The organism is Enterobacter sp. Acro-832 (assembly GCF_011752745.1).
Classification (GTDB): domain Bacteria; phylum Pseudomonadota; class Gammaproteobacteria; order Enterobacterales; family Enterobacteriaceae; genus Enterobacter; species Enterobacter quasiroggenkampii.
Genome location: NZ_VWWX01000002.1, coordinates 145,092 through 160,823 on the forward strand (window position 1 = coordinate 145,092; position 15,732 = coordinate 160,823).

Sequence of the window (15,732 nt, forward strand, 5' to 3'; positions counted from 1 at the left end):
CACCTTTTAAACCAGGCCGAACAGCGTCAACAGCAGGTCGATAACCTTGATACCGACGAAGGGCACCACCAGCCCGCCCAGGCCATAAATCCACAGGTTACGGCGCAGCATGGCGGCCGCCGTGAGCGGCTTGTAGCTCACGCCCTTCAGCGCCAGCGGGATCAGGAAGACAATAATCAGGGCGTTAAAGATGACTGCGCTCAGAATGGCCGAGGCCGGAGAGTGCAGGTGCATCACGTTCAGGGCATTTAATTGCGGATAGGTCGCGGCAAACGCGGCCGGAATGATGGCGAAATATTTCGCCACGTCGTTTGCGATGCTGAACGTGGTCAGCGACCCGCGCGTCATCAGCATCTGCTTGCCGATGTGCACCACCTCAATCAGCTTGGTCGGGTTAGAGTCGAGGTCGACCATGTTGCCCGCCTCTTTTGCTGCCTGGGTTCCGGAGTTCATCGCCACCGCCACGTCGGCTTGTGCGAGGGCAGGGGCATCGTTGGTCCCGTCGCCGGTCATCGCCACCAGACGGCCTTCCGCCTGATACTGACGAATCAGTGCCAGCTTGGCTTCCGGGGTGGCTTCGGAAAGGAAATCATCCACGCCCGCTTCGGCAGCAATCGCCGCGGCGGTAAGACGGTTATCCCCGGTGATCATCACCGTTTTGATCCCCATCTTACGCAGCTGGGCAAAGCGCTCCTTGATGCCGCCTTTGACGATATCCTTCAGCGCAATCACCCCGAGCACGCGCGCGCCTTCGGCCACCACCAGCGGCGTCGCCCCCTGACGGGCCACGCTTTCGACCAGACTGTCCACTTCCGGCGGGAAGTGACCGTTGTTGGCCTCAATGTGGCGGCGAATCGCGTCAACCGAGCCTTTACGGATCATGCGATCCTGAATGTTAATTCCGCTCATGCGGGTTTGCGCCGTGAAGGGAACGAAGGTGGCGTGCAGGCTCTGAACGTCGCGCTGGCGCAGGTTAAAGCGCTGCTTGGCGAGGATCACAATACTGCGGCCTTCCGGGGTTTCATCGGCAAGGGATGAGAGCTGGGCGGCATCCGCCAGCGTTTTTTCATCCACGCCCGGGGCGGGTAAGAAATCAGACGCCTGGCGGTTACCGAGGGTAATGGTGCCGGTTTTATCCAGCAGCAACACATCCACGTCACCGGCGGCTTCTACGGCACGCCCGCTGGTGGCTATGACGTTGGCACCGAGCATACGGCTCATGCCAGCCACGCCGATGGCCGACAGCAGGCCGCCGATGGTGGTAGGGATCAGACAAACCAGCAGCGCCACCAGCACCGTGACGGTGACCGCGGTGCCGCCATAGGCGGAGAATGGCCACAGCGTGGCGGTTGCCAGCAGGAAGACAATGGTCAGGGCCACCAGCAGGATGGTCAGGGCAATCTCGTTTGGCGTTTTACGGCGCTGTGCGCCTTCCACCATGGCGATCATCCGGTCGAGGAAGGTTTCACCCGGGTTAACGCTGCACTGGATCACCAGCCAGTCGGAGAGAATGCGCGTCCCGCCCGTCACGGAGGCGAAATCGCCGCCGGACTCACGGATCACCGGCGCGGATTCGCCGGTGATGGCGCTTTCATCCACCGATGCGCCCCCTTCAATGACTTCGCCGTCGCAAGGGATGATGTCACCGGCTTCCACCAGCACCACATCGCCTTTACGCAGTTCATCCGCCGGAACGTGGTCCATCTGGGAACCGTATTTCGGTTCACGTAACTTGCGCGCGAAGGCGGTTTTTTTCACCCCTTTCAGGCTGTTGGCCTGGGCTTTACTCCGGCCTTCCGCCAGCGCTTCCGCAAAGTTGGCGAACAGCACGGTAAACCACAGCCACAGGCTGATGGCGCCGGTAAACATCGCATTTCCCGGCATATGGCCCGTTCCCATGGCAATCGCCAGGGCGGTGGTCAGGACGCTTCCCGCCCAGACGATAAACATCACCGGGTTGTGCCACTGCACGCGCGGGCTCAGCTTTTTCACCGCATCCATGAGCGCCTGGCGAACTAATGACGGTTCGAACAGGGCCAGTTGTTTACGACTCATGACAATTTCTCCGCAAAATCAGCGTAAAGAGAGGTATTCCGCGACCGGGCCTAACGCGAGGGCGGGGATAAAGGTCAGGGCGCCGACCAGCAACACGGTGCCCGTCAGCAGGCCGATAAACAGCGCGCCGTGGGTCGGTAATGTCCCGGTAGTGGTCGGTTGGATTTTTTTGTTCACCAGCGATCCGGCTATCGCCATAACCGGCACAATGATCCCGAAGCGGCCCACGAACATGCAGAACGCCAGCAGACAGTTCCAGAACGGAGAGTTGGCGCTTAAGCCTGCAAAGGCGCTGCCGTTGTTGTTGGCGGCAGAGGAGACGGCATACAGCACTTCACTAAAACCGTGAATGCCGGGGTTAAAGATGCCGCTGCGTCCGGCCTCGGTCATCAGCGCCAGCGCGGTGCCGAGCAGCACGAGAGTCGGGGTGACCAGGATTGCCAGCGCGGTTAATTTCATCTCGCGGACGTCGATTTTTTTACCCAGATATTCCGGGGTGCGGCCAATCATCAGACCGGCAATAAACACCGCCAGCAGCACGAACAGCAGCATACCGTAAAGACCGGAGCCCACGCCGCCAAACACCACCTCGCCAATCTGCATCAGCCACATCGGGATCATGCCGCCCAGCGCCGTAAAGGAATCATGCATGGCATTGACGGCCCCGCACGACGCTGCCGTGGTGACCACCGCATACAGGCTGCTGGCGAGAATGCCAAAGCGGCTCTCTTTACCTTCCATATTGATTGCACTATCGGCCCCGAGTGAGAGGAAGTGCGGATTACCCTGCCATTCGGCCCACATCACCAGTGCAACACAGACCACAAAGATAAGCGACATGGTCCAGAGCAGGGTACGCCCCTGACGGCGATCGTTAACCACGTCGCCAAAGGCAAAGCAGAGCGCGGCGGGGATCAGGAAAATCGCCAGCATCTGCACAAAATTGGTCAGGGCGGTAGGGTTTTCAAACGGGTGCGAGGAGTTGGCGTTGAAGAAGCCGCCACCGTTCGTCCCGAGCATTTTGATGGCTTCCTGCGACGCCACTGGCCCCATCGGCAGGAGCTGTTTTGCGCCTTCCAGCGAGGTATAAGGTGCGTAAGGCAGCAGGTTTTGCAGGCTGCCCTGCTGAATGAAGAACAGCGCGATCAGCAGCGCAATCGGCAGCAGGATCCACAGCGTAATGCGCGTCAGGTCTACCCATGCGTTACCTAACGTACTCACTTTCTGACGTGCAAACGCACGCGTCAGCGCGAAGATCACCGCAATACCGCTGGCGGCAGAGAGGAAGTTCTGCACGGTTAATCCGACCATCTGGCTGAAGTAGCTGAGCGTGGTTTCACCGGAATAGGACTGCCAGTTGGTGTTGGTGACAAAACTGACTGCCGTGTTCAGCGCAAGATGCCAGGACAGGCCCGGTAATTGTTGCGGATTCAGCGGCAGGATACCCTGCAACATCAGCATGGCAAAAAGCGCAATGAGTCCGACAATGTTCAGCAGCAGAATGGCGATCAGATAGTCACGCCAGTTCATCTCCCGATCGTCTACACCCAGTACGCGCCAGATCCCTTTTTCAACGCTTCCCGTGCCGGGCAGGGGAACGTTATTGATCAGCCGTGCCAGCCCCGAGCCCAGTGGTCTTGCCAGGACGAACAACACCACTAAGAAACTGGCAATAAGCAAAAACGCCTGAGCAGCCATCAGAATGCCTCCGCATTAATCAGGGCATAAACCAGATAACCCAATAACAGGAACACCAGCACGATGCCGGCAATAAGACCTGCACTCACAATCCACCTCCGGGTGACTTTTGTTGTTGTGCTAACGGTAGGATTTATGGCGCAAAGATTTCGCAAAAATGAGAAGGGTGGGTGTAAAAAAAGTATAAAAATGGCAAAGCCCACAATTTAACTATTGATAAGTAAATCGTTAACTTTTTTGTAACTTAATTACGGCGTGAATGTAAATTTTGGCTAAACGGACGAAAATAAGTGGTCGGATGAGTAGTAAAATTACAAACAAAGCGATATTATTTTAGCCAGGTCACAGATTTTGAATTTTCCGGATGACGTTTCCGGCCAACTATAGGGGAGAAAAATATGGATCTTTATAAAGAGTTTCCGGCTCATATCGTGTTCATGCGCCGCGCTTTCGCCGTAGTGGCTGGCGTGCTGGCTCTGCCGGTGATGCTGTTCTGGAAAGATCGTGCACGTTTTTATAGCTATCTGCACCGCGTCTGGGCGAAAACCAGCGAGAAGCCGGTATGGATGGATCAGGCCGAGAAAGCGACCTGCGACTTCTACTAAGAGTACACACAGCAATAAAAAAACCGCCAACAGCAATGTGGCGGTTTTTTTATCCCTCGGGATTCGCGGTCCGTTGGGTGGTTTTCAAGCTCTCGTCAGAGGCTTAAAAGAATATCTCGGGTCCTTAAGTAATCAAACTGCAACTCCCTAAATATATTCTTAAAAACCTTTTCGGTGGATTACGTTTTACGCCAGGGCCAACTACTATGCAGCGTCCCTTTCCGCCATCTCGCACATGAGCACCGGTCCCGGGAAAGGCGTGACCACAACCGTAAGTCAGGCTCTCGTCAGAGCTTGTGTCCACCGACTTATCACCGGTGGTGAACGGTGGAGCGGTTAGCAGCAGGGACCGCATAATGAAACGCTATTTTTGCATCGCGTTCATTGTCGCCAGCGTACTCGTTGTCAAAAGTGATGAACCGATCGGGTTTGTTGCATTTAGCACGATAGCGCAGGACAAGTAGCGTTAAGGCCGCCTTGGGCGGCCTTTTTTATTTCATCCCGTCTACACTTCATGGCAAAGTAGTTCAATGCATGCTTTTTCCTTTTACGGCATGCCCTTACGGACATAATGGATATTTGCCTGGAGTTTTATGCCCACCCATCTGGTTTGGTTTCGCGCGGACCTGCGCGTACATGACAACATCGCCCTAGCGGCGGCCTGCCGCGCCAAAGACGCTAACGTACTGGCTCTGTTTGTGGCTACGCCCGAGCAGTGGCGGCAGCATGATATGGCGCCACGCCAGGCGGCCTTGCTGCGTGCGTATCTGACCGATCTGCAGCATTCGCTTGCCGGAAAAGGCATACCGCTGATTTATAAAGAGGTAAGTGATTTTGCCGCACAGCTGCAGACGGTACAGGAGACCTGTAAGCAGCACAACGTCACGCATCTTTTTTACAACTATCAGTACGAATTCAACGAGCAGCAGCGCGACCGTCAGCTGGAGAAGATACTGGAAGATGTGGTCTGTGAAGGATTTGATGACAGCGTGATGCTGGCGCCGGGCAGCGTGATGACCGGCAACCGTGAAATGTATAAAGTTTTCACTCCGTTTAAAAATGCCTTTATCAAGCGTCTGAAAGAGTCGCTGCCGGAGTGCGTTGCCGCGCCTGCCGCGAGGGGCGAACCCCTGAAGGACCTGTCTGAACTGACGTTTGACTACCCACAGGAGCCGTTTGATAAAGCGCTGTTCCCCGCCGATGAAAAAGCGGCCATCGCGCAGCTCCGCCAGTTCTGCAAACAGGACGCGGCCAACTACGACGCGCGGCGGGATTTTCCGGCCATCGAGGGCACCAGCCGCCTGTCGGCCTGTCTGGCGCTGGGCGCGATCTCTCCTCGCCAGTGTTTACACCGTCTTCTGGCCGAGCAGCCGCAGGCGCTGGATGGGGGCACCGGTACTGTCTGGCTGAACGAGCTTATCTGGCGTGAGTTCTACCGCCATCTGATGACGTATCATCCCGATCTCTGTAAGCATCGTCCGTTCATTCCCTGGACCGACAACGTAAAATGGCAGCATGATGAGGCACTTTTACAGGCCTGGAAAAAAGGGGAGACGGGCTATCCGATTGTTGATGCCGCGATGCGTCAGCTCAATGAGACGGGGTGGATGCACAACCGCCTGCGAATGATTACCGCGAGTTTTCTGGTGAAGGATCTGCTTATCGACTGGCGTATCGGAGAGCGCTATTTTATTTCTCAGCTGATCGACGGCGATCTCGCCGCGAATAACGGCGGCTGGCAGTGGGCGGCCTCTACGGGCACCGATGCGGCTCCCTATTTCCGGATTTTTAATCCAACCACTCAGGGACAAAAATTTGATGAGAACGGCGAGTTTATCCGCCGCTGGCTCCCTGAACTAAAAGAGATACCGGCTAAAGCGATCCACGAACCGTGGGCATGGGCGGATAAACAGCGTGTAAAACTGAATTATCCCCGTCCGATCGTTGACCATAAACAGGCGCGTGTCGCCACGCTGGCAGCGTACGAAGCGGCCCGCAAAGCATAAGAGAGTGATGATGAAAAACAGCGAACTGGAACGCCTGATTAACGAAAAACTCAATACTGCCTCCTTTAGCGACTACGGTCCAAATGGCCTGCAGGTAGAAGGGCGCGAAACGGTGCAGAAAATTATCACCGGCGTCACGGCAAGCCAGGCACTGCTGGACGAGGCTGTCCGTCAGGAAGCCGATGCGGTGATTGTCCATCACGGTTACTTCTGGAAAAACGAATCACCGATTATTCGCGGCATGAAGCGCAACCGCCTGAAAACGTTGCTGGCAAATGACATCAACCTGTACGGTTACCACCTGCCGCTGGACGCGCACCCGGAGCTTGGCAACAACGTTCAGCTTGCCCGACTGTTGGGGATCACCGTAATGGGCGAAATCGAGCCGCTGGTGCCGTGGGGCGAGCTGGCGATGCCGGTTCCCGGACTGGAGCTGGCCTCGTGGATTGAAGCGCGCCTGGGGCGTCGTCCACTGTGGAGCGGCGATACCGGTCCGGATACGGTGAAGCGTGTTGCCTGGTGCACCGGGGGCGGGCAGGGCTTTATCGACAGCGCCGCGCGCTTCGGTGTCGATGCCTTTATCACCGGCGAGGTTTCCGAGCAGACCATTCATTCGGCACGTGAACAGGGGCTGCATTTCTACGCGGCCGGGCATCATGCCACCGAGCGCGGCGGTATTCGTGCCCTCAGCGAGTGGCTGACGGAAAATACCGATCTGGATGTAACCTTTATTGATATCCCTAATCCGGCCTGATGAGAGGTGCCTGAGTGCAGCGAGCGCGTTGTTATCTTCTGGGAGAAACGGCAGTGGTTCTGGAGCTCGAGCCGCCGGTAACCCTTGCCACGCAAAAGCGTATCTGGCGGCTAACCCAGCGTCTGGTCGATCTGCCGGACGTGGTTGAAGCCATTCCGGGGATGAATAACATCACGGTGGTGCTGCGTAGTCCGCATACGCTGGCGCTGGATGCCATTGAACGTTTACAGCGCTGGTGGGAAGAGAGCGAGGCGCTGGAGCCGGAATCGCGTGCCATTGAGATCCCGGTCGTTTATGGCGGTACGGGGGGACCGGATCTTGGTGTGGTCGCAGACCATTGCGGACTCACCGAAAAGCAGGTTGTTGAGTTGCACAGTTCGGTGGATTACGTCGTCTGGTTCCTGGGATTCCAGCCCGGATTCCCGTATCTGGGGGGATTATCTCCCCGGCTGCATACGCCGCGCCGCGCTGAACCGCGTCTGAGCGTACCGGCGGGGACGGTCGCGATTGGTGGCGAGCAGACTGGCGTATATCCGCTGACTTCGCCCGGTGGTTGGCAGCTTATTGGGCATACCGCCACCCCGTTATTTGACCCCGGGCTGGCGTCGCCAATACTCCTGCGCCCGGGCGATACCCTTCGCTTTATCCCGCAGAAGGAGGGGGTATGTTAACGCTTATTCGCGCCGGGCTTTATACCTCCGTACAGGATGCCGGCCGCTTTGGCATGCGCCAGTCGGGCGTGAGCTATTGTGGCGCGCTGGACCGTCCTGCGCTGGAAATCGCTAACGTGCTGGTGGGCAACCCCGGCAGCACGGCGGCGCTCGAAATTACGCTCGGCCAGTGTGTCATTGAGTTTGGTCAGGAGACCTGGTTCGCACTCACCGGTGCAGGCTGTGATGCCACGCTGGACGGCAAAGCGGTGTGGACCGGCTGGCGTCTGCGGGCGAAAGCCGGACAGCGTCTGACCTTAAAGCGTCCTTTGCACGGCGTGCGTAGCTATCTCGCGGTGGCTGGCGGCATTGATGTGCCTGAGGTGCTGGGCTCATCCAGTACCGATCAGAAAGCCGGGATTGGTGGTCACGAAGGACGTTTGTTGCGCGATGGCGATCGCCTGGCGATTAAGCCCTCCTCGCGTCACTTCTCGACGGCGCAGGGGGTGAAACAACTTCTCTGGGGAAACCAGATCCGCGCCTTACCGGGGCCGGAATATCATGAGTTCGAAGAGGCCTCAAAAGAGTCCTTCTGGCGCTCGCCGTGGAAGCTCAGTCCGCAGAGTAACCGTATGGGCTACCGCCTGCAGGGGCAACCGCTGATCCGGACGACCGACAGGGAACTGCTTTCCCACGGTTTACTGCCTGGGGTTATTCAGGTGCCGGGCAACGGGCAACCGATCGTCTTAATGAACGACGCGCAGACGACGGGCGGTTATCCGCGAATTGCCTGCATTATTGAAGCCGATCGCTACCATCTGGCGCAAATTCCCCTTGGACAGCCGATTCACTTCGTGCAGTGTTCGCTGGAGGAGGCGCTAAAGGCGCGGCAGGATCAGCAGCGCTATCTCGAACAGCTGGCGTGGAGGCTCGATGGTAAAGATTGATTTGAATGCCGATCTGGGCGAGGGCGGCAGCGCCGATGCGGCGCTGATGACGCTGGTCTCCTCGGTCAATATCGCCTGCGGCTTTCACGCAGGCGATGCGCAAACCATGCTAGAGAGCGTGCGTCATGCCATCAAAAATGGCGTGGCGATTGGCGCTCACCCGAGCTTCCCTGACCGGGAAAACTTTGGCCGCACCGCGATGGACCTGCCGCCTGAGACGGTCTACGCTCAGGTGCTCTACCAGATCGGCGCGCTGGAGGCGATGGTTCGCGCCGGGAAGGGCGTGCTGCGCCACGTGAAGCCGCACGGCATGCTCTATAACCAGGCGGCAAAAGATCCGGCGCTGGCGGAGGCGATTGCCCGCGCGGTACGTGATTGCAACCCGCAGCTGATCCTTGTGGGGCTGGCAGGCAGCGAGCTTATTCGCGCCGGCGAGCGCCTGGGGTTAACCACGCGGCAGGAGGTCTTTGCCGACCGGGGTTATCAACCCGATGGCAGTCTTGTACCGCGTACGCAAGCTGGTGCGTTGATAACGGACGAAGGTCAAGCGCTGGCGCAGACGCTGGAGATGGTGCGCGCCGGGCGAGTGACCGCCGTGGATGGCACATCGGCGCACGTTCAGGCTGATACGGTATGTTTACATGGTGATGGCGAGCATGCGCTCCAGTTCGCGCGCCGCTTGCGGGCAGCGTTCTCTGAAGAGGGCATTCTTGTCAGCGCAGACTAATCATGAAAGGACAGAAAAATGCCAGAAGGCCCGGAGATCCGCCGCGCGGCGGATAGCCTCGAGGCGGCGATAAAGGGCAAACCCCTGACGGAGGTCTGGTTTGCTTTTCCTCAACTGAAACCGTTTGAATCACAGCTGGTGGGGCAGTCGGTAACGCATATTGAAACGCGCGGCAAAGCACTGCTCACGCATTTCTCCCATAACCTGACGTTATATAGCCATAACCAGCTTTACGGCGTCTGGCGAGTGGTGGAGGCGGGTGAACAGCCGCAGACTACCCGCGTGCTGCGCGTCAGGCTGCAAACGGCCGATAAGGCGATCCTGCTCTATAGCGCCTCTGATATCGAAATGTTAACGCCGGAGCAACTCCTCACGCACCCGTTTCTACAGCGAGTGGGGCCGGACGTGCTGGATATGCGTCTGACGGCGAGCGATGTGAAAGCCCGACTGCTATCGCCCACATTCCGCAACCGGCAGTTTTCCGGCCTGTTTCTTGACCAGGCGTTTCTGGCCGGGCTTGGCAACTACCTGCGGGTGGAAATCCTCTGGGAAGTCGGGCTGGCGCCGCAGCATAAAGCCTCTCAACTGAGCGATGAACAGCTGGAGGCGCTGTCCCACGCGCTGCTGGACATCCCGCGACTATCGTACAACACGCGCGGCATCGTAGATGAAAACAAGCACCACGGGGCGCTGTTCCGGTTCAAGGTGTTTCATCGGGCGGGGAAAAAGTGCGAGCGGTGCGGCGGTGTGATTGAGAAGGCTACGATCTCTTCCAGACCGTTTTACTGGTGTCCAGGATGCCAGATGTAAAAAAGCCGGGTGGCGGCTACGCCTTACCCGGCCTACGTTTCGCATTTGTAGGCCCGGTAAGCGGTAGCGCCACCGGGCTTAACTTTTAGCGCTTCAGGTCAGACTTAAAATCACGCTGCTCGTAGCCGGTATACAGCTGACGAGGACGGGCGATCTTCATGCCTTCGCTGTGCATTTCGTTCCAGTGCGCAATCCAGCCTACGGTACGGGCCATCGCGAAGATGACGGTGAACATGGAAGACGGAATGCCCATCGCTTTCAGAATAATGCCAGAGTAGAAATCGACGTTCGGGTAGAGTTTCTTCTCGATGAAGTACGGGTCGTTCAGCGCGATGTGTTCCAGCTCCATCGCCACTTCCAGCAGGTCATCTTTGGTACCCAGCTCTTTCAGCACTTCGTGGCAGGTCTCACGCATCACGGTGGCGCGTGGGTCGTAGTTTTTGTAAACACGGTGACCGAAGCCCATCAGGCGGAAGGAATCATTCTTGTCTTTCGCGCGACGCACGAACTCAGGAATATGCTCAACGGTGCTGATCTCTTCCAGCATCTTCAGTGCCGCTTCGTTCGCGCCGCCGTGCGCCGGTCCCCACAGGGAGGCGATGCCCGCAGCGATACAGGCGAACGGGTTCGCGCCTGAAGAGCCTGCGGTACGGACGGTGGAGGTAGAGGCGTTCTGTTCGTGGTCAGCATGCAGGATCAGAATACGGTCCATCGCGCGTTCCAGAACCGGGTTCACTTCGTACTCTTCGCACGGCGTGGAGAACATCATGCGCAGGAAGTTGCCCGCGTAGGAGAGGTCGTTGCGCGGATACACAAACGGCTGACCGATGGAGTATTTGTAACACATTGCCGCCATGGTAGGCATTTTGGACAGCAGACGGTAAGCGGCGATTTCACGGTGACGCGGATTATTCACGTCAAGGGAGTCGTGGTAAAACGCTGCCAGTGCACCGGTAATCCCACACATCACCGCCATTGGGTGAGAGTCACGACGGAACGCATGGAACAGACGGGTAATCTGCTCATGGATCATGGTGTGACGGGTCACGGTGGTTTTAAATTCATCGAACTGGGCCTGCGTCGGTTTTTCGCCGTTCAGCAGGATGTAGCACACTTCCAGATAGTTGGATTCGGTGGCTAACTGATCGATAGGGAAGCCGCGATGGAGCAGGATACCTTCGTCACCGTCAATGAAGGTGATTTTGGATTCGCAAGATGCGGTAGAGGTAAATCCAGGGTCAAAGGTAAACATCCCTTTGGAACCCAGCGTACGGATATCAATAACATCCTGACCGAGCGTGCCTTTTAGCACATCCAGTTCAATAGCAGTGTCACCATTTAGGGTGAGCGTTGCCTTTGTATCAGCCATTTACGGTCTCCTTAGCGCCTTATGCTTAAGACTGCGCTTTACCGGATTTGCTTTCAGCTGTTAATCACCGTTACCAGATTGTTATTTGGCTTACCGCTCAGCTCACGAGGACAAACCAGGGTACAGAGCTATGGCGCCTTGCAGGTAAACGAATGAAATATCAGTGAAACAACAGCAAATCAGCGTTTTTGCAGTCCGAATTATTCAAACCTGTATATCACTAATAACTGTCCTGATAACTTCGGTCAATACCATCACACTGTTACATAACTATTTGTCAGGTGAAAGAGAGACCTCATAACTTTTGCGCATTATATGCCTTTTCTGATGACGTTTGTAACAATATTGTTTAACATTTGTCAAATCAGATGATTAAAAATTAAAAAGATGTTGTTATCGTGACCCTGATCACTGTTCCAGAGAAAACCCGACAAACTGTATGTAGGTTAATTGTAATGATTTTGTGAACGGCCTATACTGCCGCCAGGTCTCCGGAACACCCTGCAATCCCGAGCCACCCAGCGTTGTAATGTGTCGTTTAAGCATCTGGAAGCACTGTTTTGCATGACGCGCAGTTATAGAAAAGGAACGCTGTCTGACCCGCATCGCAGTCCGGAGGAAGGAAACAATAAGAACAGCATGTGGGCGTTATTCATGATAAGAAATGTGAAAAAACAAAGACCTGTCAATCTGGATCTCAAAACGATCCGGTTCCCCGTAACAGCAATAGCGTCCATTCTGCACCGTGTTTCTGGTGTGATTACGTTTGTGGCGGTCGGTATTCTGCTGTGGTTACTGGGCACCAGCCTCTCTTCCCCTGAAGGATTCCTCCAGGCCTCAGCCATCATGAACAGCTTCTTCGTGAAATTCATCATGTGGGGCATTCTGACCGCACTGGCGTACCACGTTGTGGTGGGTGTTCGCCATATGCTGATGGACTTTGGCTACCTGGAAGAGACCTTCGAAGCCGGAAAACGCTCCGCTAACATTTCATTTGTGATTACAGTCGTGCTTTCACTTCTCGCAGGAGTTCTCGTATGGTAAGCAACGCCTCCGCATTAGGACGCAACGGCGTACATGACTTCATTCTGGTCCGTGCTACCGCCATCGTTCTCACTCTCTACATCATCTATATGATCGGTTTCTTCGCGACCAGCGGCACGCTGACGTGGGAAATCTGGAGTGGGTTCTTCGGATCCGCCTTCACCAAAGTGTTCACCCTGCTGGCCCTGTTCTCCATCCTTATTCATGCCTGGATTGGCATGTGGCAGGTGTTGACCGATTACGTTAAACCGCTGGCGATTCGCCTCCCACTGCAGCTGGCCATTGTCGTTGCACTGGTGGTTTACGTTATTTATGGATTCGTTGTGGTGTGGGGTGTGTAATGAAACTGCCAGTCAGAGAATTTGATGCTGTTGTGATTGGTGCCGGTGGCGCAGGTATGCGTGCCGCACTGCAAATTTCCCAGAGCGGCCAGAGCTGTGCGCTGCTCTCTAAAGTTTTCCCGACCCGTTCCCACACTGTATCCGCGCAGGGCGGTATCACCGTTGCGCTGGGTAACTCCCATGAAGATAACTGGGAATGGCACATGTATGACACGGTAAAAGGTTCCGATTACATCGGCGACCAGGATGCCATCGAATATATGTGTAAAACCGGCCCGGAAGCGATTCTGGAGCTGGACCATATGGGTCTGCCGTTCTCCCGTCTGGAAAATGGCACCATCTATCAGCGTCCGTTTGGCGGCCAGTCGAAAAACTTCGGCGGCGAGCAGGCGGCACGCACCGCGGCGGCGGCTGACCGTACCGGTCACGCGCTGCTGCACACCCTGTATCAGCAGAACCTGAAAAACCACACCACCATCTTCTCCGAGTGGTATGCGCTGGATCTGGTGAAAAACGCCGATGGCGCAATTGTTGGCTGTACCGCGCTGTGTATCGAAACCGGTGAAGTGGTTTACTTCAAAGCCCGCGCTACCGTGCTGGCGACCGGCGGTGCAGGCCGTATTTACCAGTCCACCACCAACGCCCACATCAACACCGGTGACGGTGTCGGTATGGCTATCCGCGCGGGCGTGCCGGTGCAGGATATGGAGATGTGGCAGTTCCACCCAACCGGTATCGCTGGTGCGGGCGTTCTGGTGACGGAAGGCTGCCGTGGTGAAGGTGGCTACCTGCTGAACAAACACGGCGAGCGCTTCATGGAGCGTTATGCTCCGAATGCGAAAGATCTGGCGGGTCGTGACGTGGTGGCGCGTTCCATCATGATCGAAATCCGTGAAGGCCGCGGCTGCGACGGCCCATGGGGTCCACACGCGAAGCTGAAACTCGACCATCTGGGTAAAGAAGTGCTGGAGTCCCGTCTGCCGGGCATTCTGGAACTGTCCCGCACCTTCGCGCACGTCGATCCGGTGAAAGAGCCGATTCCGGTTATCCCAACCTGCCACTACATGATGGGCGGTATTCCTACCAAAGTGACCGGTCAGGCGCTGACCGTGAACGAGCAGGGCGAAGACGTGGTCATTCCTGGCCTGTTCGCGGTGGGCGAAATTGCCTGCGTATCCGTACACGGGGCAAACCGTCTGGGCGGCAATTCGCTGCTGGATCTGGTGGTGTTTGGTCGTGCGGTGGGTCTGCATCTGCAGGAATCCATTGCCGAGCAGGGCGCGCTGCGTGACGCAACCGACGACGAAATTGATGCCTCTCTTGAGCGCCTCAACCGCTGGAACGGCAACCGTAACGGCGAAGATCCGGTGGAAATCCGCAAAGCGCTGCAGGAATGCATGCAGCACAACTTCTCGGTATTCCGTGAAGGCGACGCGATGGCTAAAGGTCTTGAGCAGCTGAAAGCGATCCGCGAGCGTCTGAAAAATGCCCGTCTGGACGATACCTCCAGCGAGTTCAACACCCAGCGCGTTGAGTGCCTGGAGCTGGATAACCTGATGGAAACCGCGTTCGCGACCGCGATGTCGGCAAACTTCCGTACCGAAAGCCGTGGCGCGCATAGCCGCTTCGACTTCCCGGATCGTGATGACGAAAACTGGCTGTGCCATTCCCTGTATCTGCCAGAGTCGGAAACCATGACGCGTCGTAGCGTCAACATGGAACCGAAACTGCGTCCGGCGTTCCCGCCGAAGATTCGTACTTACTAATGCGGAGACAGGATAATGAAACTCGAATTCTCAGTTTATCGTTATAACCCGGATGTAGACGACGCTCCGCGCATGCAGGATTACACGCTGGAAGCGGAAGAAGGTCGTGACATGATGCTGCTGGATGCCTTAATCCAGCTGAAAGAAAAAGATCCAACCCTGTCGTTCCGCCGCTCCTGCCGTGAAGGGGTGTGTGGCTCTGACGGTGTGAATATGAACGGCAAAAATGGCCTGGCCTGCATCACGCCAATTTCAGCGTTGCAGCGTCCTGGTCAGAAAATTGTTATCCGTCCTCTGCCAGGCCTGCCGGTCGTGCGTGATTTGGTGGTAGACATGGGGCAATTCTATGCACAATATGAGAAGATTAAGCCTTACTTATTGAATAATGGGCAAAATCCACCTGCTCGTGAGCACTTACAGTCTCCTGAGCAGCGTGAAAAACTCGATGGTCTGTACGAGTGTATTCTCTGCGCATGCTGTTCTACGTCCTGCCCGTCGTTCTGGTGGAACCCGGACAAGTTTATCGGCCCTGCCGGTCTGCTGGCTGCCTATCGCTTCCTGATCGATAGCCGCGACACGGAAACCGACAGCCGTCTGGAAGGACTGAGTGACGCTTTCAGCGTATTCCGCTGCCATAGCATCATGAACTGCGTCAGTGTGTGTCCGAAGGGGCTGAACCCGACGCGTGCCATCGGCCATATTAAGTCGATGCTGCTGCAGCGCAGTGCGTAAGTAAATTTGCCGGATGGCGCTGCGCTTATCCGGCCTACGAAACTGTAGGCCCGGTAAGCGTAGCGCCACCGGGCAAAATGCAGAAACCTTTAAAAACTGCCCTGAAGTCTAGACAGTTTCTAAAGGTTCCTTCGCGGGCCACAAAGAGCTCGCAGGTGAACCCCGGCACGTACACGTGGTGTGCGTGGTAGTTTCTACGGCGAAAGTAAGCATAAAAATGCTTAAGGG

At 56.5% G+C, this 15,732-nt stretch carries 15 protein-coding genes; 11 read left to right on the forward strand and 4 right to left on the reverse strand.

The genetic code is table 11. The features are described from left to right. Positions 1-6 precede the first annotated feature (6 nt). From kdpB to kdpF, 3 genes are read right to left on the reverse strand one after another with little or no spacing between them, the layout of a single operon-like run. Positions 7-2,055, reverse strand: a complete 2,049-nt coding sequence (kdpB, locus tag F3J31_RS07135) for a potassium-transporting ATPase subunit KdpB (RefSeq protein ID WP_167212202.1) — start codon at positions 2,053-2,055, stop codon at positions 7-9. 18 nt (positions 2,056-2,073) lie between these two features. After that, positions 2,074-3,753 (reverse strand): potassium-transporting ATPase subunit KdpA, encoded by a 1,680-nt coding sequence (gene kdpA, locus F3J31_RS07140; RefSeq protein ID WP_167212205.1) that lies wholly within the window; start codon positions 3,751-3,753, stop codon positions 2,074-2,076. Beyond that, complete coding sequence (gene kdpF / locus F3J31_RS23400; protein WP_014069365.1) at positions 3,753-3,842, reverse strand: K(+)-transporting ATPase subunit F; 90 nt, start codon at positions 3,840-3,842, stop codon at positions 3,753-3,755. Before kdpF ends, kdpA begins: the two co-directional genes overlap by 1 nt. Before the next feature lie 309 nt (positions 3,843-4,151). Here kdpF and F3J31_RS07150 point away from each other — a divergent pair, with 309 nt between their 5' ends. The 7 genes from F3J31_RS07150 to nei all read left to right on the forward strand — a co-directional run bounded on the left by F3J31_RS07150 (position 4,152) and on the right by nei (position 10,252). After that, positions 4,152-4,358, forward strand: coding sequence for a YbfA family protein (locus F3J31_RS07150; RefSeq protein ID WP_008501079.1), 207 nt, complete (start codon positions 4,152-4,154; stop codon positions 4,356-4,358). A gap of 593 nt (positions 4,359-4,951) precedes the next feature. Continuing rightward, entirely contained in the window at positions 4,952-6,364 is a 1,413-nt protein-coding gene (gene phrB / locus F3J31_RS07155) for a deoxyribodipyrimidine photo-lyase (protein ID WP_167212208.1), read from the forward strand. 10 nt (positions 6,365-6,374) lie between these two features. Then, entirely contained in the window at positions 6,375-7,118 is a 744-nt protein-coding gene (locus F3J31_RS07160) for a type 2 GTP cyclohydrolase I (RefSeq protein ID WP_045909572.1), read from the forward strand. Positions 7,119-7,132: 14 nt separating this feature from the next. Then, positions 7,133-7,789: a 5-oxoprolinase subunit PxpB gene (gene pxpB, locus F3J31_RS07165; protein ID WP_048226116.1), complete on the forward strand. Its 657-nt coding sequence runs from the start codon at positions 7,133-7,135 to the stop codon at positions 7,787-7,789. Beyond that, on the forward strand, positions 7,783-8,715 hold the full coding sequence (gene pxpC / locus F3J31_RS07170) for a 5-oxoprolinase subunit PxpC (RefSeq protein ID WP_045909570.1): 933 nt from the start codon (positions 7,783-7,785) through the stop codon (positions 8,713-8,715). The genes pxpB and pxpC overlap by 7 nt, the downstream gene beginning before the upstream one ends. After that, positions 8,702-9,442 carry a 5-oxoprolinase subunit PxpA gene (gene pxpA / locus F3J31_RS07175; RefSeq protein WP_167212211.1) on the forward strand — a complete coding sequence of 247 codons (741 nt, stop codon included), beginning with the start codon at positions 8,702-8,704 and terminating at the stop codon, positions 9,440-9,442. The genes pxpC and pxpA overlap by 14 nt, the downstream gene beginning before the upstream one ends. A gap of 18 nt (positions 9,443-9,460) precedes the next feature. After that, the gene (gene nei, locus F3J31_RS07180) at positions 9,461-10,252 is read left to right on the forward strand and encodes an endonuclease VIII (protein ID WP_045909568.1); all 792 of its coding nucleotides are present in this window, start codon (positions 9,461-9,463) and stop codon (positions 10,250-10,252) included. An 85-nt stretch (positions 10,253-10,337) separates the two neighbouring features. Here the strand turns inward: nei and F3J31_RS07185 are convergent, their stop codons facing one another. Beyond that, the gene (locus tag F3J31_RS07185; RefSeq protein WP_045909567.1) at positions 10,338-11,621 is read right to left on the reverse strand and encodes a citrate synthase; all 1,284 of its coding nucleotides are present in this window, start codon (positions 11,619-11,621) and stop codon (positions 10,338-10,340) included. Between the two features lie 639 nt (positions 11,622-12,260). Here F3J31_RS07185 and sdhC point away from each other — a divergent pair. Genes sdhC through sdhB form a run of 4 tightly spaced genes read left to right on the forward strand, consistent with a single transcriptional unit; the run spans position 12,261 to position 15,504 of the window. Further along, positions 12,261-12,665, forward strand: a complete 405-nt coding sequence (sdhC, locus tag F3J31_RS07190) for a succinate dehydrogenase cytochrome b556 subunit (protein WP_020684965.1) — start codon at positions 12,261-12,263, stop codon at positions 12,663-12,665. After that, entirely contained in the window at positions 12,659-13,006 is a 348-nt protein-coding gene (gene sdhD, locus F3J31_RS07195) for a succinate dehydrogenase membrane anchor subunit (RefSeq protein WP_008501088.1), read from the forward strand. Before sdhC ends, sdhD begins: the two co-directional genes overlap by 7 nt. Next, positions 13,006-14,772: a succinate dehydrogenase flavoprotein subunit gene (gene sdhA, locus F3J31_RS07200; protein WP_063453805.1), complete on the forward strand. Its 1,767-nt coding sequence runs from the start codon at positions 13,006-13,008 to the stop codon at positions 14,770-14,772. The genes sdhD and sdhA overlap by 1 nt, the downstream gene beginning before the upstream one ends. Positions 14,773-14,787: 15 nt before the next feature. Next, positions 14,788-15,504, forward strand: coding sequence for a succinate dehydrogenase iron-sulfur subunit SdhB (sdhB, locus tag F3J31_RS07205; protein ID WP_008501090.1), 717 nt, complete (start codon positions 14,788-14,790; stop codon positions 15,502-15,504). Positions 15,505-15,732 lie beyond the last annotated feature (228 nt).